The 18,154-nt window shown below is 44.7% G+C and carries 22 protein-coding genes; 6 read left to right on the top strand and 16 right to left on the bottom strand.

Annotation, left to right across the window (positions count from 1 at the left end; translation table 11 throughout):
- Positions 1-131 precede the first annotated feature (131 nt).
- The 7 genes from E7Z59_RS05810 to E7Z59_RS05780 all read right to left on the bottom strand — a co-directional run bounded on the left by E7Z59_RS05810 (position 132) and on the right by E7Z59_RS05780 (position 5,828).
- Positions 132-1,529, bottom strand: a complete 1,398-nt coding sequence (locus E7Z59_RS05810) for an MBL fold metallo-hydrolase RNA specificity domain-containing protein (RefSeq protein WP_136335332.1) — start codon at positions 1,527-1,529, stop codon at positions 132-134.
- Complete coding sequence (locus E7Z59_RS05805) at positions 1,489-2,331, bottom strand: ATPase (protein ID WP_136335331.1); 843 nt, start codon at positions 2,329-2,331, stop codon at positions 1,489-1,491. The genes E7Z59_RS05810 and E7Z59_RS05805 overlap by 41 nt, the downstream gene beginning before the upstream one ends.
- Positions 2,332-2,352: 21 nt before the next feature.
- Positions 2,353-2,760, bottom strand: coding sequence for a hypothetical protein (locus tag E7Z59_RS05800; RefSeq protein ID WP_136335330.1), 408 nt, complete (start codon positions 2,758-2,760; stop codon positions 2,353-2,355).
- 20 nt (positions 2,761-2,780) lie between these two features.
- Positions 2,781-3,623, bottom strand: a complete 843-nt coding sequence (locus E7Z59_RS05795; RefSeq protein ID WP_136335329.1) for a universal stress protein — start codon at positions 3,621-3,623, stop codon at positions 2,781-2,783.
- A 25-nt stretch (positions 3,624-3,648) separates the two neighbouring features.
- Positions 3,649-4,497, bottom strand: a complete 849-nt coding sequence (locus E7Z59_RS05790; RefSeq protein ID WP_136335328.1) for a universal stress protein — start codon at positions 4,495-4,497, stop codon at positions 3,649-3,651.
- A gap of 9 nt (positions 4,498-4,506) precedes the next feature.
- Positions 4,507-5,346, bottom strand: coding sequence for a universal stress protein (locus tag E7Z59_RS05785; protein WP_136335327.1), 840 nt, complete (start codon positions 5,344-5,346; stop codon positions 4,507-4,509).
- Positions 5,347-5,438: 92 nt separating this feature from the next.
- Positions 5,439-5,828: a DUF302 domain-containing protein gene (locus E7Z59_RS05780; protein ID WP_136335326.1), complete on the bottom strand. Its 390-nt coding sequence runs from the start codon at positions 5,826-5,828 to the stop codon at positions 5,439-5,441.
- A gap of 215 nt (positions 5,829-6,043) precedes the next feature.
- On the opposite strand from E7Z59_RS05780, the gene trxA reads away from it, so the two are divergent.
- Positions 6,044-6,343 carry a thioredoxin gene (gene trxA / locus E7Z59_RS05775; protein ID WP_136335325.1) on the top strand — a complete coding sequence of 100 codons (300 nt, stop codon included), beginning with the start codon at positions 6,044-6,046 and terminating at the stop codon, positions 6,341-6,343.
- Positions 6,344-6,348: 5 nt separating this feature from the next.
- On the opposite strand, the gene E7Z59_RS05770 is transcribed toward trxA, so the two are convergent.
- Entirely contained in the window at positions 6,349-7,185 is an 837-nt protein-coding gene (locus tag E7Z59_RS05770) for a universal stress protein (RefSeq protein WP_136335324.1), read from the bottom strand.
- 121 nt (positions 7,186-7,306) lie between these two features.
- Between E7Z59_RS05770 and E7Z59_RS05765 the strand changes: the two genes are divergently transcribed.
- The 5 genes from E7Z59_RS05765 (at position 7,307) to E7Z59_RS05745 (ending at position 11,517) form a co-directional block, all read left to right on the top strand.
- Positions 7,307-8,392, top strand: a complete 1,086-nt coding sequence (locus E7Z59_RS05765) for an efflux RND transporter periplasmic adaptor subunit (RefSeq protein WP_136335323.1) — start codon at positions 7,307-7,309, stop codon at positions 8,390-8,392.
- The gene (locus E7Z59_RS05760) at positions 8,389-9,651 is read left to right on the top strand and encodes an ABC transporter permease (RefSeq protein ID WP_136335322.1); all 1,263 of its coding nucleotides are present in this window, start codon (positions 8,389-8,391) and stop codon (positions 9,649-9,651) included. Before E7Z59_RS05765 ends, E7Z59_RS05760 begins: the two co-directional genes overlap by 4 nt.
- 7 nt (positions 9,652-9,658) lie before the next feature.
- A complete protein-coding gene (locus E7Z59_RS05755) occupies positions 9,659-10,336 on the top strand; it encodes an ABC transporter ATP-binding protein (RefSeq protein ID WP_136335321.1) in 678 nt (225 codons plus the stop codon).
- A gap of 62 nt (positions 10,337-10,398) precedes the next feature.
- Positions 10,399-10,782 (top strand): hypothetical protein, encoded by a 384-nt coding sequence (locus E7Z59_RS05750; RefSeq protein ID WP_136335320.1) that lies wholly within the window; start codon positions 10,399-10,401, stop codon positions 10,780-10,782.
- Positions 10,783-10,785: 3 nt separating this feature from the next.
- The gene (locus E7Z59_RS05745; protein WP_136335319.1) at positions 10,786-11,517 is read left to right on the top strand and encodes an LOG family protein; all 732 of its coding nucleotides are present in this window, start codon (positions 10,786-10,788) and stop codon (positions 11,515-11,517) included.
- A 3-nt stretch (positions 11,518-11,520) separates the two neighbouring features.
- Here E7Z59_RS05745 and E7Z59_RS05740 read toward each other — a convergent pair whose 3' ends face one another.
- From E7Z59_RS05740 to E7Z59_RS05705, 8 genes are all read right to left on the bottom strand, one after another.
- A complete protein-coding gene (locus E7Z59_RS05740) occupies positions 11,521-11,811 on the bottom strand; it encodes a chaperone modulator CbpM (RefSeq protein WP_136335318.1) in 291 nt (96 codons plus the stop codon).
- Positions 11,812-11,821: 10 nt separating this feature from the next.
- Positions 11,822-12,727, bottom strand: a complete 906-nt coding sequence (locus E7Z59_RS05735; RefSeq protein WP_136335317.1) for a DnaJ C-terminal domain-containing protein — start codon at positions 12,725-12,727, stop codon at positions 11,822-11,824.
- A gap of 78 nt (positions 12,728-12,805) precedes the next feature.
- Positions 12,806-13,249, bottom strand: a complete 444-nt coding sequence (locus E7Z59_RS05730; RefSeq protein ID WP_136335316.1) for a hypothetical protein — start codon at positions 13,247-13,249, stop codon at positions 12,806-12,808.
- 99 nt (positions 13,250-13,348) lie between these two features.
- Positions 13,349-13,966, bottom strand: a complete 618-nt coding sequence (locus E7Z59_RS05725; protein ID WP_168731247.1) for a nucleotidyltransferase family protein — start codon at positions 13,964-13,966, stop codon at positions 13,349-13,351.
- 6 nt (positions 13,967-13,972) lie between these two features.
- Positions 13,973-15,046, bottom strand: coding sequence for a HesA/MoeB/ThiF family protein (locus E7Z59_RS05720; protein WP_136335314.1), 1,074 nt, complete (start codon positions 15,044-15,046; stop codon positions 13,973-13,975).
- Positions 15,047-15,112: 66 nt separating this feature from the next.
- Complete coding sequence (gene moaC, locus E7Z59_RS05715; protein ID WP_136335313.1) at positions 15,113-15,595, bottom strand: cyclic pyranopterin monophosphate synthase MoaC; 483 nt, start codon at positions 15,593-15,595, stop codon at positions 15,113-15,115.
- Between the two features lie 136 nt (positions 15,596-15,731).
- Positions 15,732-15,974, bottom strand: a complete 243-nt coding sequence (locus tag E7Z59_RS05710; RefSeq protein ID WP_136335312.1) for a MoaD/ThiS family protein — start codon at positions 15,972-15,974, stop codon at positions 15,732-15,734.
- Positions 15,975-15,980: 6 nt separating this feature from the next.
- The gene (locus E7Z59_RS05705; RefSeq protein WP_136335311.1) at positions 15,981-18,140 is read right to left on the bottom strand and encodes a xanthine dehydrogenase family protein molybdopterin-binding subunit; all 2,160 of its coding nucleotides are present in this window, start codon (positions 18,138-18,140) and stop codon (positions 15,981-15,983) included.
- Between the last annotated feature and the right edge of the window lie 14 nt (positions 18,141-18,154).

Here is an 18,154-nt window from a genome sequence, read left to right as displayed (position 1 = left end):
AGCGCGCCGCCTGGCACCTTCGCCCCTGTACCGCTAAACTAACTATATCGCCCGCGCACCAGCTGGCAGCTCTCTGTAAAAGGTCGACCAGACCTTTTACAACCGTTCGCTCCCCACATATCCCTATTTCCCTACATCCCTATTTCCCTAACAGTTCCCATCTCCGGGATCTCCACCTTAAACCCGTAGTTCTTTTCGAGCTCTTCTTTTAATGCCTGTGCTGCCTCGGGTTCTCCGTGTACCAGAAAAATCTTCTCGGGGGTTGATTCCAGGTCGCTTAACCAATCCAGTAATTCACTTTGGTCGGCATGGGCCGATAGGCTTTGCAGGCACTCTACCCTGGCCCTTACCGGGTATTCCTTTCCAAAAAACTTTAAGGTTGCTGCTCCTTCCAGAAGGTCCCTTCCCCGGGTGCCTTCGGCCTGGTAACCGGCCAGTAAAACGATGGTCTCGGGCTCATCTATGAGCTGTTGCAGATAGGTGAGCACCCTGCCACCGGTGATCATACCACTGCCTGCAATGACCACTTTAGGCTGCTTCCGATCTATTATCCGCCAGGTATCACGATATGAATCTACTACTTCAACATAATTCAACATCTCCCCCAGGGTCGCTATATCAAGTTTATGCCAGTCAGGATATTTGAAAAAACTGTCAAACACCTTATTGCTCATGGGGCTGTCTACCACTACCGGAATGGCAGGGATTCGGTTTCTGGTATACAGCTTCCAGAAATAATACACCAGGAGTTGGGCCCTTTCTACTGCAAAACTCGGCACTATTAAATTTCCCCGTTTGTGTATGACCTCATTGACCAAAGAAACAAGCAGCTCATTAACATCCTCTTCCAGGCGCTCTCTGTCTCCATAGGTAGACTCCATAATGATGATGTCTGCTTTTTTTGGTTTTTCAACCTCCCTGAGCAGGAGATCATTTTCCCTTCCCAGGTCTCCGGAAAACACCACCGTTTTACCATGAATCTCAAACGTCAACCAGGTAGCACCGAGAATATGCCCAGCGTAATGATGTTTGTACCCGATGCCGGGAGCCAATTCAATATAGACTCCCGCCGGTTGTGGGTCTAAACGATCAAAGGTGCTTTCCACATCATGCTGATCATAGAGGGGTAAAGCCGGATCATGCCTGGAATATCCTTCCCGATTCGCTTGTTCTGCATCCTCTTCCTGGATCTTAGCAGAATCTTCCAGAATAATGCGGGTAATGCTCAGGGTGGGAGAAGTAGCGTAAATACGACCGCGAAACCCCAGTCGTACCAGTCTGGGCAGAAAGCCCACATGGTCGAGATGACCGTGGGTAAGAATCACCAGATCAATGGTAGAGGCATCAACCTCCAGAGGTTCCCAGTTCTTTTCCCGAAGTGATTTTTCTCCCTGAAACAAACCACAATCGATCAGGATCCTGAGTTCAGAGGTTTCCAAAAGGTACTTAGATCCGGTAACCGTACCTGCTGCTCCAAGAAATTTTATGCTAAAGGTGGTTTCCACATTGGCAGAGTTTATGCATTTCATCAAGTATTCTTTTCTGTCGCGATTCAGAAATCCCTGCATGATCAAGGTAAAATGACTCCTTCATAAGGTCGCGACATAAAACCACTCCCTTTTCCAAAAGGTAGTTCTTATCCCGGGAGGTAAGCAGTGAAGAGGCTGTAATGGGGTATAACCCCAATCGGTCGATCCGCTCCTTGAGGCTATCCCCTTCCGGCAGATCCCAGCTTAAAAGATACATCCCCCTGCAATGGCCGTATTCAATGGCGTCTTTTGTAAATCGTGTATTGGTAGCCACCCACACAGGTTGCAGCTGATCTTCCTTTTTCCAGTTCTCCAGGATATCGGTATACCTCGAATATATATAAAGGGGTACCTTCACATTGCAATTAATACCCTGCTGTCCGTGAAACTTACATTCTATCGGGGTCACCGTTCCGTTTTTACGGGCCAGCACATCCACCTCATGATGCACGCATTTCCCCGCTATAACAACCCCGGTTTCGGTATGGTACCCGGAATACTGGAGAATGGCTGCTATGAATTTTTCAAAAGGAAATCCTGTCGGGCCCAGTTCGTAGATGGCCCTTTTTAATTTATACCTGGAAGCCAGCACAGAGCGGGCTTGCTTTAACATGGCATAGGCACGGTTATAGACTTCCCCGGTGGTAATACCATCGTATACCTCATCGGCAAGGGTAGCGAGAATTTTTTCGATCAAAGGATCATCAGCCCCGGTTCTTCTCAGAGAGGCTTTAATCTTGTCGAGGGAAAATTCGACCTTTTCCCCCGACGATTTGGTGATAAATATGTGACCGGTAGCCAATTCTAAAAAACATGAAGCTTTTCAGCCATTATTAAAGTAGTCTCTTATCAGGGCCTTCACCTGGTTCTCTGTCATGCTATCAGCCTTTTCAACGGCCTTTACCTTTTCGGCCATGTTCTTATGATGGTCTTCAAGAAAATGCTTGAATTTCCTGTTAGTATCTGCCGGACCGTAAAGTACCAGGAGGTCTGCTTCTGCAAGGGCTTTTGAAAGCTCTTCAAAATAACGTTTCATCTGATGCTTTTCCCGTTCGGTATACTTACTGTCCTGTACCACATCCTGAGGCCCCCATTTGGTCTTGGATCGTGATCCTCCCACTGCTCTGAAATCTTCTACTTCACTTTCAAGGATGGTCATATCGGTTTCTGTACCATTCACTGTTACGATCATAGCTTTTTCCTTATCCATCCATACGCCTACATTTTTCATAATCTTCAGGTTTTAAAAATTTATTGGTGATGCATTACAAGCAGTGGTATTTTACTGTGATATCCGAGGTCTTTCAGGGTTGATTTTTTCAGTAAACTCTCGAAAAAACCGTGTTTTCTGCTTATGATCCCGAGTATATCTGTACTGGTATTTTCAATATACTCTTCGATGGCCTTCCCTATATGTTTATTGTTGAGGGTGTAGATAGCCGGATCGTGGTCACTCAGGGCCTTTTGCAACCAATTACGGTATTGCACTTGTTTCTCATTCAAACGCACCTCATCAGAAATATGGATCATGGTCACTTCTGTCCTGAACACCCTGGCAAAATGTTTAAACACTTCCATCTGTGAATCTACCGGCAGGTGCGAATAGGTAGTTGCCAGGGCTATTTTACGCGGAGTTACAAATGATGCCTGTTCCGGAATAGCAAACACTGCAGTATCGGTTACTTTTTCCATGATCCGAACGGCATTACTCCCCAGAAAGATCTCTTTGGCTCCGGTAGCCCCCTGGGTACCCATGGCTACCATAAAGGCAGGTTGTTCACTCAGCAGAAAATTGATCGCTTCGGGAAGAAAATCATATCTGGATACAATCTCGTACGTAAAATTTTCCTGACCAAAGGTACTTTGAAGATCTTCTTTCAATTGCAGTAACCTGGAATCGGATGCCTGCAGGAGGGTGTCCATTGCAGAGGTGTCTGCCTTGAGTCCCATAGAAGCTGCCGAGGCATAGACATCGGCACCAAAGGTGTGCAACAATACCCAGGTTACCTCTTCTCCCTCAAACAAGCGATGGCAGTACTCAACGGCCTGGGTGGCATGAGCTGAAAAGTCGGTGGGTATAATGATACGTTTCATTTTATTTTATTTTATTTGATTTTATCTAAACTACCTCAGGCATCACCAAAAAAGGTATTGCACTGCTGAATGCGATACGCTTTACCACGGGTTCCCGCAGCAACCGGTACACAGGGTGGTGCTTATTCCTGATCATGGCCAGCATATTTACCCCGTGATTCTCACTGTATTCTTCAATGATATCCGTCAAAAAATTATCCATAGGCATTTGTTGCTCTTCCACTTCGATCCCCGAAAACATCTCCAGAAGTTTTACCCGGTTTCCTTCCTGGATGGGAGTAAAAGGTTCTCCGTCATTGACGTACAACAATACCACTTTGGCTCCGGTTACCCTGGCCATTGCTCTTAACGGGGTAAGCTCTTCTATTTCAAAATTTCTTCTGAAATCATTGACGAACAGGATCTTTTTTACCGGAACATATTCATAGCCGGCCGGAACAAGAAGCAACGGACAGAAGTCGATCTTCTTGATCACCTTTACAGCATTACTCCCCAGGAATACTTCCTTCAGGCCCGATGCCCCGGTGGTGGCCATAACGACCATATCGCATTGCAGTTCCAGCACACTTTGCTTTATACTATCCGGAATGCGTTGGGCCGTAACATACGCCCTGTACACATGAGGGTCATTTTTATGGGACTCTAAAAGAGAACGAAGAAGCTTGCGCATCTCATCCTTGGCTGCTGCTTCTGATTTACGAAAGTCCTTAGTGTCTTTATACCGCTTTCGGAGTCGTGAGAGTCCTGATCTGCTGAGCAGAAAAGAGTGCACTACATTAAACTCACATCCGTAATCTCCGAAAAGCTTTGATGCATAGTCAATAGCCTTTACAGAAACCTCCGAATAATCTGTCGGTAATAAGATCTTATTCATCCGTTATTATTATTGTTCTCTCAACACCAGAAAAGGTATTTCCACTTCAAACCCCAGGGTATCTACATTTTGCCTGAGTAAGACCCTTTCCAAAAATGAGTGTTTACGATTCATCATGACCAGCATATCATATTTTCCGGCATGCACCTGGTCTTTAATGGCATCCGGCATAAAAGCATTCTTTATTTCATTAAAATCAAAGTCACATCCTTTCAGGCGCTCATACAACACTTGTTTATTGTGCAATTGTTGTTTGCTTAATTCCCGATCTTCCTCTACATGCACAACATTTAACCGTGCCTCATAACGCTGCAGCAGTTCTGTAAGTGGAATAAGAGCATCAGCCTCCGGAATTTTAAGGAAATCGTTCGGAAACAAAACGTTCCGTGGCGGGGTGTATTGATAATCTCCCGGCACTACGATCAGGGGGGTACTCACCTTACGCATCATAAAAACGGCATTAGATCCAAACAGGATCTTTTCAGCTCCTGTTGCGCCTTTAGTCCCCATAATAATGAGATCAACACCCTTTTCCTCGCACACTTCTTTCACCTCATCGGTAAGTAGATTGAATGCATAGTGCTGGTGATAGGTGTGATTTGAATTCGGAAATTCCTTTTCTACCCGTGCCACGGTATTTTCCAGGCCGCTGATCGTAGCCTGTATCATGGCATCGTCTATACCACTGTAAGCGGGGCCTCCGATCGCATAATCAACCCGGTACAAGGCAGGCACATAGGTATGTAAAAAAGTGAATTCGCAAGGCTCATCGCGAAACAATTGTACCGCATATGAAATGGCATTCCATGCGTTATCGGAAAAATCTGTTGGCAATACGATCCTTTTCATTTTTTATATGGTTTGCTGTTTACAAGGAATGTATCACATATTTCCTTTTCAGGATATGATAATTATCAGCCATTGCTCTTAATTTCAGCGTTTTACAAACTTCTTATCACTCGTTGAAGCTTTGCATTAACCGCTTCAGCTATATCTTCCAGGCCGGGGTTCTCAACGGCGCTCATTGAAGCTATCGGATCTACAGCAGATACTTCTACCTCACCTTCTTGCTTTTCCTGAACAATCACATTACAGGGCAGCATGGCACCGATCTTATCCTCCTTTTGCAAGGCCTTATAGGCGAATTCCGGATTACAAGCCCCAAGGATCCTGTATTTATATAATGACGCTCCTATCTTTTTTTTAAGGGTGTCCTGAATATCAATATCTGTGAGAACTCCAAACCCCTCTTCTTTCAGGGCTGCAGTCACTTTAGTTATGGCTTCATCAAAAGAAATATCTTTTAAAGATGTTGAATGGTAATATTTCATGGAAAGGATTGATTTTTAATTACTTAAAAATATAAAAATTACCCTGAATTACCTGTTTACGAGCTGATTACCTTTTAAATTAATACAACGAACCACAAAAGCCCATATGATAACACCGTGTATAGCAGGAATCATCTGCCTACTCCAAAATAAGAGAGGAAACTTCCAATAATCTACTGATATTCTTAAATTTACAGGTAGAAACCACAGTGAACATGAAGAGTAATTTTAACGCCATTATTAAAGACGAGGTACCGGTACTGGTAGACTTTTATGCCGATTGGTGCGGCCCCTGTAAAATGCTGTCGCCCATTCTCAAAGAAGTTAAAGATGAAATGGGCGACAGTTTAAAGATTGTAAAGATCGATGTTGATAAAAACACCGAACTGGCTGCCAGGTATCAGGTCAGAGGAGTTCCTACTATGATCCTGTTTAAAGACGGTCGCCAGCTTTGGAGACAATCAGGTGTACTGCCCAAGCAGCAACTCCTTCAGATCATCTCTCAACACGGTTAATCTGATCAGATCTTAAAGGTGATCACCGGTAATTCTGCATGATTAGCCAGGTCTTCCCCTATGCTTCCCATAAAAAAGTGCGATAATCCCTTTCTTCCATGAGTAGGAATGGCTATCAGATCAGCCCCGGTCTGGGCACTGAAATTATAGATCCCGTTCTCAATCGTATAATCTGAGTGATAGGTTACTTTATTCAGATTTGAAAGATCTCCCTCATCAGCCTCCTTTAAAAAGTTCATTACCTTCTCCTCCATTTCAAATGAACTTAAGAAGTTCTGATTCGGAAGGTTTACATACAAAAGGTGAACCTCACTTTCGAACTTTTTGAACAAATGCATAGCCCTTCTGTATGCATGGATATTCTCTATGTCAAAATCGCATGCAAAAACAACTTTTTCCATCTTAAAGTCCGGACGATCGGCTTTGATGACCAACACAGGAAAATCGCTTGTCCTTACCACTTTCTCTGTATTCGATCCCACAAAGAAATCATTGATCATTCCGGTTCCGTGAGATCCCATCACGATCAGGTCGACCCCTTTCTCATGAGCAACATTGTTGATCTCACTGAAAACTTTATAATTCTGAACCAGTTCCTCGATCTCTATCCCCTGTAAATAATCTTCATTGCGAAGGTCGTCAAAACGTTTTTTAACGAGTTTCATGTAATAGATCGCTTCAGCTCCCTCGTTGGCCTCATCTTTTCCAATGATGGCCTGAGATATTCCAAGCATGTGCAGCAAGTACAACTTAGCGTTGTATTTCCTTGCCAGCTGAGAAGCCACCTTCAGGGCATGAACGGCATTCTCAGAGAAGTCTGTAGGTACTAAAATCTTTTTCATGATATACTTAATATTGGTTTAAAACTAAATTAGGACATATAACCCCTACAAGTTATGATAAATATCATATATAAAACTCAGGTATTGGTCGTATTTTAAGGATCCTAAAATTGGGGAGGTCATGAAGGCATATCAAGTTTGTATAATATTCTTTTTGTTGCTGCTCTCATGTACACGGCAAAAAACAGGCGTTTATCCTGATACCACCCCTCTCACAGAATCGGTATATGCTTCAGTAACCATTCAACCCGACAGCCTGTATGAGGTCTATGCCGCGGTGGCAGGTATCCTCCAGCAAAACCTGGTGAGTGAAGGTGATACTGTTTCCAAAGGGCAACCCTTGTTTCAGATCGTCAATAATACCCCCCTCCTGCAAGTGGAAAATGCAAAACTCAACCTGGAACTTGCTCAGAAAAATTTATCAGGAGAAGACAATATGCTCGACGAATTAAAAAGTCAGATTCGTACAGCGCGATTGCAGTATTACAATGATTCTGTAAACTTTGAGCGACAGCGACGGCTGTGGGAACAGGGCATTGGGTCTAAAAACACCTTCGACCAGAAAAAGCTGGCCTATGAACTAAGCGGCAATCAACTGAGCTTACTCCAACAGCAGTACCACCGTACGGAGAGAGAACTGCTTACCAGTCTTCAAAAAGCCGAAAACAATTACGCCACTTCCCGTATATCAAAGGATGAATTTACAGTGACATCGAGGATAAACGGAAAGGTCTATGCAGTTCACAAAGAACCCGGAGAGCTGATCACCCAGCAGCATTCACTGGGCAATATTGGCAGCATGAATACATTCATTATTGAACTCATGGTCGATGAAAAAGATATCGTAAGGGTGCTTCCCGGGCAAGAGGTTGTAATAGCCTTGGATGCTTATGGAAAAGAGACCTTTCATGCAAAAATTACAAGAATACTGCCTGAGAAAAACGAAAGAAATCAGAGTTTCCTGGTCGAAGCCGAGTTTAACAACCCTCCGCAGCGCCTGTATGCCGGGCTTGCCGGAGAGGCCAATATCATAACCGCTCATAAGAACAACGCCCTGACCATTCCCAGTGCCTACCTGGTGAACGATACCCTGGTGCGCACAAAAGACGGACTTATCAGGGTAGAAACCGGAATGCGAAGCCTTGACAAGGTAGAGATACTCTCCGGAATTGATGAAAATACAGAATTGCTAAAACCGGGTACATGATCAACTGGAAGGTTATTCTCGGGATATCCAGAAAGCATCTGCTCTCTAAATTTAAGAGCACCCTGACCGCTACCCTTGGGGTAACCTTCGGCATTACGGCCTATATTACCCTGGTAAGTTTTATGACCGGACTCAATCAAATGCTCGACAATCTGATCCTGAATCAAACCCCCCATATCCATATTTACAATGAGGTGAGCCCGAGCAAAGATCAACCCATAACTCTTGATCAACTCTACAGTCCCGGGGAACATCTTATCCATCATATCAAACCTAAATTTGAAAAAAGTAATATTTACAACGGGCTTCCTTTATTGAATTACCTCAGGACCCGGGAGGAGGTAAGCGGTGCAACGCCCAGGCTGACCACACAGATCTTTTATCTCTCAGGAGCTATCGAACTCGGTGGAAACCTCACCGGCATCAACATCCCTGAAGAAGTACGTCTTTCAGGTTTTAATGATTATATCGTTGAAGGCTCTCCGGAAGCTTTGAACAACACAGAGAACGGTATTTTACTGGGCGCAGGACTTGCAAAAAAAATGTCATTGAGACCCGGAGACCGGCTGCAGGTGAGCAATGTAAAAGGAGAAGTATTTCCACTCAAAGTAGTGGGTTTCTATCAGAGCGGGATCGCAGATATCGACAATATTCAAAGCTATGTCAACCTTAAGACAGCCCAACGTATTGTTGGAGAGAATGCCACCTACATTACCGATATCAATGTTAAATTAAAAGATCTTACCCTGGCACCTGAGATGGCCAGAGATATTGAACGACAATTTCAGGTCGATGCCCGTGATATCCAGGAGGCCAACGCCCAATTTGAAACCGGTACTAATATCCGTAACCTGATCACCTATGCCGTTTCCATAACGCTGCTCATTGTTGCCGGCTTTGGCATTTATAACATTCTGAACATGCTGATTTATGAAAAAATGAACGACATTGCTATTCTTAAAGCCACCGGTTTTACCGGAAAGGATGTTCAGGCCGTCTTTATGAGCCAGGCGATGATCATTGGGGGGGTCGGAGGGGTGAGCGGGCTAATTTTCGGACTTATACTTTCACTGCTCATCAACCAGGTTCCCTTCAATACCGAAGCCTTACCCACCATTTCTACCTACCCCATCAATTTTAACCCCTGGTATTACCTGATCGGGATTTTATTTGCATTGCTTTCAACCTTTATCGCCGGCTACCTGCCCTCAAAAAAGGCGAGGGTCATTGACCCTGTCAGGATAATTCGCGGAAATTAACAAGCTTATGGACTTTGTACTTAAAACACATAACCTCAATAAACATTTCCGTAAGCCGGTAGATTTTCACGTTCTTAAAAACATTAACCTGGAGATCAAAAAAGGAGAGTTTACCAGTATCATGGGTAAATCAGGCTGTGGTAAAAGTACCCTGCTCTATATACTCTCTACCATGGATACTGATTATGAGGGCGAACTCTACCTGAATAATGAGTTAATAACCGGTCAATCTGCAGCACGACTGGCTCACCTGCGTAATAAACATATTGGTTTTGTGTTTCAGTTTCATTACCTGTTAGGAGAATTTACCGTTTTGGAAAACATCATGCTTCCTGCTCAAAAACTGGGAGAGCGATCTGATGCAGAGATCAAAGCTAAGGCCATGGAGATCCTGGATATGTTGAATATTGGCCACCTGGGTCATAAGCTTGCCCGCCGAATATCGGGTGGTGAAAAGCAACGGGTAGCTATAGCCCGGGCCCTGATCAATGAACCAAGCATTCTCATGGGAGATGAACCCACCGGGAATCTGGACAGCCATAACTCTGACAATGTTTTAAATATCTTTAAAAAACTTAAAAAAGAAAAAGGGCTTTCCCTCCTCATCGTTACCCATGATGAAGACTTTGCCCGGCAAACCGACAGGATCATTTACATGGAGGATGGCCGTATTGTCGAACAATGATATATATCATTACTAAACCTACTGTTTTCCACTAACTTATCGATTCATTAAATACACAGATCATGGAAACTTTAGTAAACAATGCCAACCTGCATTTTGAACACAAAAGCTGGCTCAATGAAATTGCCTTCTGGCTCGATGAGACCCGATCATTTCAAAACCGACTTGACGAGATCGAACAACGCTGGACCGATGATATGGTTTTGGCAGAACTCGGACAGTTTCAAAACCAGATGATCATTCACAAAGACCGTATCAACAAACTCAAAGAAGAGATCAATGCTCATGAACATGCCATAGCTGAAACCATTGATGAAGTGAATGAGGCAGTAGACCGGATCGGGTTCCGTTATCACCTGGAGATGAGAGAGAAAATGACAACCGAACGCGTGATGTTTCACGACCTGAAAAGACGTTTTTTCTCGTTTCTATCCAAGTATATGTAACCCATGATTCCCCGAAACAATGCTCTGGCAAGAGATGAACGCAGTTTCCTGGAAGGGCCTAAGCACCGTTTTCGGGAATTTCTGTTCACCTTTCGGGTACAATATCATTTTATCAAGGCATTTCGTAAAATGCACTTTTTAGGCCCTTGTGTTACCGTATTTGGTTCTGCACGGTTTCTGGAAGACAACCCTTATTACGAAAAAGCCCGGAATATCGGTGTGGCACTAACTGATATGGGATTTGGGGTCATGACCGGAGGCGGTCCGGGACTCATGGAGGCAGCTAATCGGGGCGCCTATGAGAATAACGGATTATCGATAGGCTGTAATATTATACTCCCCGAAGAACAAGTCCCTAATCCCTATCTGCACAAATGGATCGACTTCCCCTATTTCTTCATTCGCAAGGTCATGCTGATGAAGTATTCCTATGCATTTATTGTGATGCCAGGCGGTATGGGCACCCTTGATGAACTCTTTGAAGCCCTTACTCTCATACAAAACAGGATCATCAGTCACTTTCCCGTGGTTCTTATTGGAAAGGAATACCATAAAGAGCTATACGAACACATTCAATTAATGGCAGAGGAAGAAAGCATTGCAAGGGAGGATATGGATCTGTTATTCCTGACAGACTCTGTAGAAGAAATGAAAGATCATCTGAGAAAATACGCCATCGAAGCCTTTGGATTGGTTCAAAAGCCCTACAGGCAAAAATGGCTTTTCGGGGAATAAACTTCAGAGATCTTCATAAAGATCTAACCTGTTTCTCAGACGTCTGATCTCCTCCTGCATCCCCTCCATCCGTTCCAACAGATGATGAATGGTATGAAGGCCCTCCTGGTTGATACCCAGATCGAAATGAAGACGCACCATTTTTTCCACCAGGGGTAATTCTTCTGTACTTACATATTTTTCAGTCCCCTCAACATAGATAGTCACCAGATCCATTTCCTGGATCGACATTACAAATCCGGGATCGATCTCATAGATCTCACAAAGTTTATTTATGCTGATTCTAGTTTTCATTTTACACGGTTTAAAGCCCTGTTTTTTCAAGATCTTTGAACAGGCCTTCCTGTTCTGATGTTAATTTCTCAGGCAGTCTGACCTTATAGGTTATAAACAGGTCTCCGTACTGACCCTCCTTTTTGTAGCGTGGAAACCCCTTGCCTTTCAGCTTAGCTTTGGTTCCGTTCTGAGTCCCGGGGCTCACCTTTAGTTTTACCTTACCATCAAATGTATCTGTAGTTATTTCTCCCCCCAAAACGGCCTTTGTAAGTGAGATCTCAACCGTTTTATACAAATTGGCCCCGTCCCTCTTAAAAGGAGTGGTATTAACGATACGGAAAGTTATATACAGATCGCCTGCCGGACCATTGTTAACACCCGGGCCTCCATGGCCTTTGATCCTGATGGTTTGACCGTCTTCAATTCCGGCCGGAACCGTGATGCGGATGTTCTTTCCGTTTATATTTAATGTTCTTTTATGAGTGCTGTAAACATCGCGTAAATGAAGCTCGAGATCGGCATTAAGATCCTGACCACGAAACTGAGTTCTGCCTGTTCTTCCTGCAAAACCACCTCCGCCTCCGAACATGGCTTCAAAAAAATCTGAGAAATCTTCGGCTCCGGCACCTTCACCTGAATAAGTAAAGGGCCCTGAACGTTGTGAGTATGATTTACCCTGACGGGCTTTAGCTTTTTCAAACTCTTCGGCATGCTCCCAGTCTTTACCGTAACGGTCATATTTTTTACGCTTGTCCGGATCGCTTAAGACCTCATGGGCCTCATTGAGCTGTTTAAATTTAAGTTCCGCTTCTTTGTTATTGGGGTTGAGATCAGGATGATACTTTCTCGCTAATTTGCGGTAGGCCTTCTTGATATCGGCCGCAGAAGCCGATTTATCCAATCCTAGAACGCTATAGTAATCGATGAATTCCATAAGATGTACGGGTGAAAACCGATTCTTCTTTAAAATTAGTAAAGAAAGTAACGAGTGTCAAGATTCTTAAAGTTTCATTTATGGCCCCAGTAGATGGTCTTTTTTGATCTCTTTGATGATGGCAGCAACAAGGTCGAAAATATGACCTTTAAGTGTTCTAAAACCTTTTTCGTGTTCCTTCATTCTTGCTTCAAGACTCCTGTGCTCACTTTTCACCTGATCTTCCTTTTCGAATTCGTTCTTACCATCCAACAATACGATCAGGCTGTTATTATGGGTGGAGACCTCATTAATTAAACTATCATTCTTAACCTTGTTCTCCCCCAGCTCTGTTACCAGTTCCTTGCCTTCTTTATAATGGTCTTGGTTGGATATCTGCAAGAAATAGGCGTTGAGAAGATCTTCGAAAAAGTGATGTTCAGAGGTAATGAACTCCAACGATGAGATCCATAAAACAGCCTCTTCATGCATCTCCTGACCACTTTTCCATTCCTGCATTAAATATTTTTTCTCTGCTGCCATGATCCTTTGATTTTGTGATATTTACGAAAGCAGAAGGTAGTTAAAAGGGCACTGAAAAAATATGATACTTATCAACTTCACCGGTTACCCTCTTCAGGGTCAGGGCTTAAAATATGAATCGTGAAGCCGGCGGTAGGTTTCCGGGTCATCGATATCCTGAAGAGATTCATTTAATTCGAAGAGTTCCAATTGGTCAGAAATGGTTTTAAAGAGTTTCCGGGCTCCGGTATCGCCTTGAAAAGATGTGAGCTGCTTCATATGTGCTCCGGATATAATGGCAGGTACTCCCGCTTTTTTCTCATAAGCACATGCCAGAACCGGCATCTCAGAAGCGTCAAATTGATCAAGCATTGCCGTTAACAGGTCGCTGTTGACCTCCGGTTGGTCGGCAAGCATGATCAGCACTCCTTTTAGATCAGGAAGGTCGTTCAACATTTTACGTGTCGCAAAGGCAATTCCCGTACCCATTCCTTCTTCCCAATCAGGGTTTATAAGGGGGATGAACCCAGTGAGGTCAACCTCCTGCATGATGTGCTCTGCCCTGGCTCCCAGAAGAAGGTATTTCCTGGTTATCGGGGTTTTCAATGCCTGCTCCAGGGCTTGTCCGAGTAAGGTGGTTTCACCCCAGGGCAGCAATTGTTTGGCCTGCCCCATTCTTTTAGATTCTCCGGCCGCAAGAATGAGAAGTGCAATATCAGATCTTTTTGAAGAGGCCATATTCATTTATTGGGTGTCAGGTATTCTTACACCTTTGATGAATTCCAGGTAGTTACGGAGGCCTCCGGTGAGTTCATAAAGGGCTACCCCGTGATCTTCAAGTACGGCAGCGGCAGGTTTGGTTCGTATGGCCTGCTGACATATCAGGCAAACCGGACGGTCAACAGGAATTTCCCCTTTGCGATCACCCAGCTCGTCCAGCGGTATATTCCGGGATCCGGGTATGTGATAGGCACTGAATTCATCTTTACTGCGAACATCTAAAAGAAAGAATTCGCCGGCAGCTGCCTCCAGCGCTTCAGGGTCTAATCCTTTCATAGAACTGCACGGTACCATGTACTGCTCCTTCGTCAGGCTCTTTAATTCCAAATTTTCCCGAATGGCAGCTATGTTCATTTTATGGGTCTGCATGCTTAGGGTATCTACCAGTAGTAACTTTCCGCTCAACACCTCACCTATCCCGGTGAGTATTTTCACGACCTCCATAGCCTGTAAATTTCCGATAATACCGGGAACGACCCCTAAAACACCATGGGTATTGCAATCAGCGATCACCCTGTCGGGCATTTCCGGGTAAAGACAACGATAGGTTGGACCTCCCCGGTAATTAAAAACGCTCACCTGCCCTTCAAATCCGAAAAGACCGCCATAGATGAATGGTTTATTTAAGATCACACAGGAGTCGTTTACAAGATAACGGGTGCCAAAATTATCACTGGCATCCAGCACCAGGTCGTATTCAGAAATAAGTTCAAGGGCGTTGGTGGGTTGCAAAAAGGTTTTATAGATCACCTTTTCGGTTTCGCTGTTCTGTGCCTTTAGAAAGTTCCCGATCACCTCAGCCTTAAACTTACCCAGGTCATTTTCGGTATAGATAGGTTGCCGGTGCAGGTTGGAAAGATCTACCGTATCTGCATCCACAATACCAAGCCGGCCTACTCCCATGGCGTTTAGATACTGCAAAGCAGGCACTCCCAGGCCTCCTGCCCCAATGACCAGGACTGAAGCCTGCTGAAGTTTATCCTGGGCGGCATCTCCAAAAGTGTTTAAGGTTCTTTGCCTGATATAACGGTCACTCATATTTTATGCTCATATCAACAGAAGCCCCCAAAGATTCGATGACTCCTGCATCATTTTATTGCCTTCTTAAAGACCAGACCTGTCAAAGTCACTTTTCCCCCCGGTCTTGTGCTCCAATTGTATCCCGGTTATATGAATATCATGAGATAATGCCTTGCACATATCGTAAATGGTCAAGGCACTCACAGAAACCCCATTAAGCGCTTCCATTTCAACCCCGGTTTTCCCCTGGCATTTCACCTTGCAGCGAATCTCAAGCATATCCTTACCGGGTTCAATGGTTATATCGATACCGGTTACCGGCAAGGGGTGACACATAGGGATGAGATTGGAGGTCTGTTTTACGCCCTGTATCCCGGCGATCACGGCCGTTTGTATAATGCTCCCCTTCTTTCCTGTAAACCCTTGTTCTTTCAGAATGGCAAATACCTCAGATGGGAATTCCACCTTGCCTGTGGCTATAGCGGTACGTTCGGTGATCTCTTTATTGCTCACGTCCACCATTTTTGCTTTGCCTTCCCGGTCAATATGTGTTAAGGTTCTTTTCATAGTATTGTTCAACTGGTAAGTTCTTTAAGTTTAGACCTCCCCCTGTGTTTTCAGTGTTATTAATTTCCATCACGGTCGGCACTTCCATTTCATTTACGGAAACCTGTATCATTCTAAAATCTTTTCATCAGTACCATCAACCCCCGCTCACAGGTGGTATCAGGGCTATCTCATCTTCAGAGCCTATGGTCAGTTCATCTTTGGCAAATTCATTATTCACAGCGATCCGCAAGGAGATGATCTCCTTTAAGGGCGGATACTTTTCCATTAGCATCGCTTTTAAAGAAGCCACATCCTTCGGAAATTCCTCTTCCGAAATACGAACAGTGGCACCCCCTACGATCTCCCTGGTGACTCCAAATAACAAAATATCTTTCATGTTCTCTTACCCTATTACTTTATTTTCTCTTTCGGCCAGTTGCAGAATAAAAGGTTGCTTGGTTAAACGCATGCCGGTAGCCTTTTTAATGGCATTGGCTATGGCACCTCCTGCCGGAGGCAATCCGGGTTCTCCCAACCCTGTTGGCGACAATTTATTTTGCACGAAGTGTGCTTCCACCTTTGGAGTTTCCTGCATGCGAATCAGGCGATAGGTGGCATAATTGCTGTCACGGGGTTTCCCTTTATCAAAACTAAAATCGCCATACATGGCATGGCCTATTCCATCAATAACGCCTCCCACGATCTGGTTCTCTGCTCCTGTCGGATTGATCACAATACCACAATCTACTGCACAGGTCACTTTCTTCACCACCGGGTTGCCGTTTTCCATCACCACATCTGCCACCTCTGCCACATGGGTATTATGACAATAGTAGGCTACAAAACCCTGGTAGACACCTTCGGGCTGCTTGCCCCATCCTGATTTTTCTACGGCAAGTTTTATAACCCCCTGGAGACGTTCAGGAGAATACTCTATATTTTCATCCGTCGTGCCCTTTACCTTTTCTAAAAGATCCAGCCTGGTTTGGATAGGATCAACGCCCATGATCTCAAAAAGTTCATCGAAGAAGCTTTGTTCTGCAAAGGCCAGGAAATTGGTATAGGGTGCTCTCCACGCCCCCGTGGTAATTTTACTTTTATAATTTGCCGTTTCCACCTTGTAATTATCGATGGCTCCGGCCGGGAAAAAGTGAGGTATGAGGCCATACATGTTGCTGTTAACAGCAGCTTCTTTTAGGTGATACCCTGTGATCTTTCCATCCTTGATCGCTGCGGCTATCTTATACTTTATCGCCATCCGGTAAATTCCGGCCGTCATATCATCTTCCCGGGTATAAACCAGCTTGACCGGTTTTCTTATCTTATCTGCGATCTCAGCCACTTCCAGAGCAAAATCGCCATATAATCTACGACCAAAACCACCTCCCATTCGGGTCATATCAATAGTGATCTCCTCCTTAGGGCGTCCAAGTAGTTCTGCCACTCCGGCTTGTGTTCCGGCCGGGGTTTGTATCGGCCCTACCAGGGTTACCTTTTCATCGGTAACATGCCCAAAAAAGTTCATAGGTTCCATACAATTATGAGGTAGGAAGGGGGAACTATATACCCGTTCCACCACCTGATCGGCCTCCTTAAAGGCTTTCTCCACATCCCCGTCTTCCCTACGAACCTCAAAATCATCACCTTCCAGGATCTTACCGAGTTCCTGATCGTGAAGCTCAGAACTTTCCAGTTCAGAGTCGTCAGACCAGGTTGTCTTTAATGCCTTTTTACCTTTTATCGCTGCCCATGTATTTTCTGCTATGACAGCTACCTTATTCCCCTCACCATAGGCAACCACATCGATAACCCCGTTCACCTTTCTGGCTTCAGTATCATCATAAGACTCCAGGGTTTGCCCAAAAGCAGGGGGTCTCACGGCACAGGCATAGACCATCCCATCTGCCTTATAGTCGAGACCGAACAAAGGCTTTCCGGTAATGATCTCATCTATATCAACGTTAACCCTGCTGGTTCCAATGATCTTATAATCATCCGGATCTTTCAGGGTAACTCCTTCGGGAACCTCCAATTGGGCGGCGTCGGTTACCAGCTCTCCATACCCGAGTTGATCTCCTGCAGCGTTGATTACCACCCCTTCTGAAACTGAACATTCTGAGGGATCAACACCCCATTTGGCTGCAGCAGCATTCACCAGCATTTGACGGGCAGTGGCCCCTGTTTCCCTGAGAGAATCCCAACCAAAACGGATCGACTGGCTTCCCCCGGCCACCTGCCGGGTAAAATTCTCTGTATCCAGTGGTCCCTGTTCAACAAAAACATCATCCCAGGCAACATCAAGCTCTTCTGCAATGATCATAGGCATGGAGGTTTTAACCCCCTGCCCTATTTCGGGGTTGGGTGAAATGATGGTCACCTTGCCATTCTCTGCGATCTTTATGAAGGCATTAAAATCTTTAAAATTCAAGTTTGCCAGGTCTTCCGGCGGTTTTGCATCACTCTTACAGGCCGTAAACAGGTTAAACCCTATAAGGATACCTCCTCCGGTTAAGGAAGAAAGCTTAATGAATGATCGTCGGTCTATTGTTTTAGAAGAAGCCATGATTTTTCAATTTA

This window comes from Robertkochia marina, from assembly GCF_004799345.1.
Taxonomy (GTDB): domain Bacteria; phylum Bacteroidota; class Bacteroidia; order Flavobacteriales; family Flavobacteriaceae; genus Robertkochia; species Robertkochia marina.
This window is presented reverse-complemented; position numbering and strand designations above follow the sequence as displayed.

Excerpts from the sequence above, each read along its gene's own strand:
- E7Z59_RS05785 (WP_136335327.1), bottom strand. The coding sequence starts at position 5,346 with ATGAAAAGGATCGTATTGCCAACAGATTTTTCCGATAACGCATGGAAT.
- E7Z59_RS05760 (WP_136335322.1), top strand. The coding sequence starts at position 8,389 with ATGATCAACTGGAAGGTTATTCTCGGGATATCCAGAAAGCATCTGCTC.
- E7Z59_RS05755 (WP_136335321.1), top strand. The coding sequence starts at position 9,659 with ATGGACTTTGTACTTAAAACACATAACCTCAATAAACATTTCCGTAAG.
- E7Z59_RS05765 (WP_136335323.1), top strand. The coding sequence starts at position 7,307 with ATGAAGGCATATCAAGTTTGTATAATATTCTTTTTGTTGCTGCTCTCA.
- E7Z59_RS05735 (WP_136335317.1), bottom strand. The coding sequence starts at position 12,727 with ATGGAATTCATCGATTACTATAGCGTTCTAGGATTGGATAAATCGGCT.
- E7Z59_RS05800 (WP_136335330.1), bottom strand. The coding sequence starts at position 2,760 with ATGAAAAATGTAGGCGTATGGATGGATAAGGAAAAAGCTATGATCGTA.
- moaC (WP_136335313.1), bottom strand. The coding sequence starts at position 15,595 with ATGAAAAGAACCTTAACACATATTGACCGGGAAGGCAAAGCAAAAATG.
- E7Z59_RS05790 (WP_136335328.1), bottom strand. The coding sequence starts at position 4,497 with ATGAATAAGATCTTATTACCGACAGATTATTCGGAGGTTTCTGTAAAG.
- E7Z59_RS05705 (WP_136335311.1), bottom strand. The coding sequence starts at position 18,140 with ATGGCTTCTTCTAAAACAATAGACCGACGATCATTCATTAAGCTTTCT.
- E7Z59_RS05810 (WP_136335332.1), bottom strand. The coding sequence starts at position 1,529 with ATGAAATGCATAAACTCTGCCAATGTGGAAACCACCTTTAGCATAAAA.
- E7Z59_RS05740 (WP_136335318.1), bottom strand. The coding sequence starts at position 11,811 with ATGAAAACTAGAATCAGCATAAATAAACTTTGTGAGATCTATGAGATC.
- trxA (WP_136335325.1), top strand. The coding sequence starts at position 6,044 with ATGAAGAGTAATTTTAACGCCATTATTAAAGACGAGGTACCGGTACTG.
- E7Z59_RS05770 (WP_136335324.1), bottom strand. The coding sequence starts at position 7,185 with ATGAAAAAGATTTTAGTACCTACAGACTTCTCTGAGAATGCCGTTCAT.
- E7Z59_RS05720 (WP_136335314.1), bottom strand. The coding sequence starts at position 15,046 with ATGAGTGACCGTTATATCAGGCAAAGAACCTTAAACACTTTTGGAGAT.
- E7Z59_RS05795 (WP_136335329.1), bottom strand. The coding sequence starts at position 3,623 with ATGAAACGTATCATTATACCCACCGACTTTTCAGCTCATGCCACCCAG.
- E7Z59_RS05710 (WP_136335312.1), bottom strand. The coding sequence starts at position 15,974 with ATGAAAGATATTTTGTTATTTGGAGTCACCAGGGAGATCGTAGGGGGT.
- E7Z59_RS05730 (WP_136335316.1), bottom strand. The coding sequence starts at position 13,249 with ATGGCAGCAGAGAAAAAATATTTAATGCAGGAATGGAAAAGTGGTCAG.
- E7Z59_RS05780 (WP_136335326.1), bottom strand. The coding sequence starts at position 5,828 with ATGAAATATTACCATTCAACATCTTTAAAAGATATTTCTTTTGATGAA.
- E7Z59_RS05725 (WP_168731247.1), bottom strand. The coding sequence starts at position 13,966 with ATGGCCTCTTCAAAAAGATCTGATATTGCACTTCTCATTCTTGCGGCC.
- E7Z59_RS05745 (WP_136335319.1), top strand. The coding sequence starts at position 10,786 with ATGATTCCCCGAAACAATGCTCTGGCAAGAGATGAACGCAGTTTCCTG.
- E7Z59_RS05750 (WP_136335320.1), top strand. The coding sequence starts at position 10,399 with ATGGAAACTTTAGTAAACAATGCCAACCTGCATTTTGAACACAAAAGC.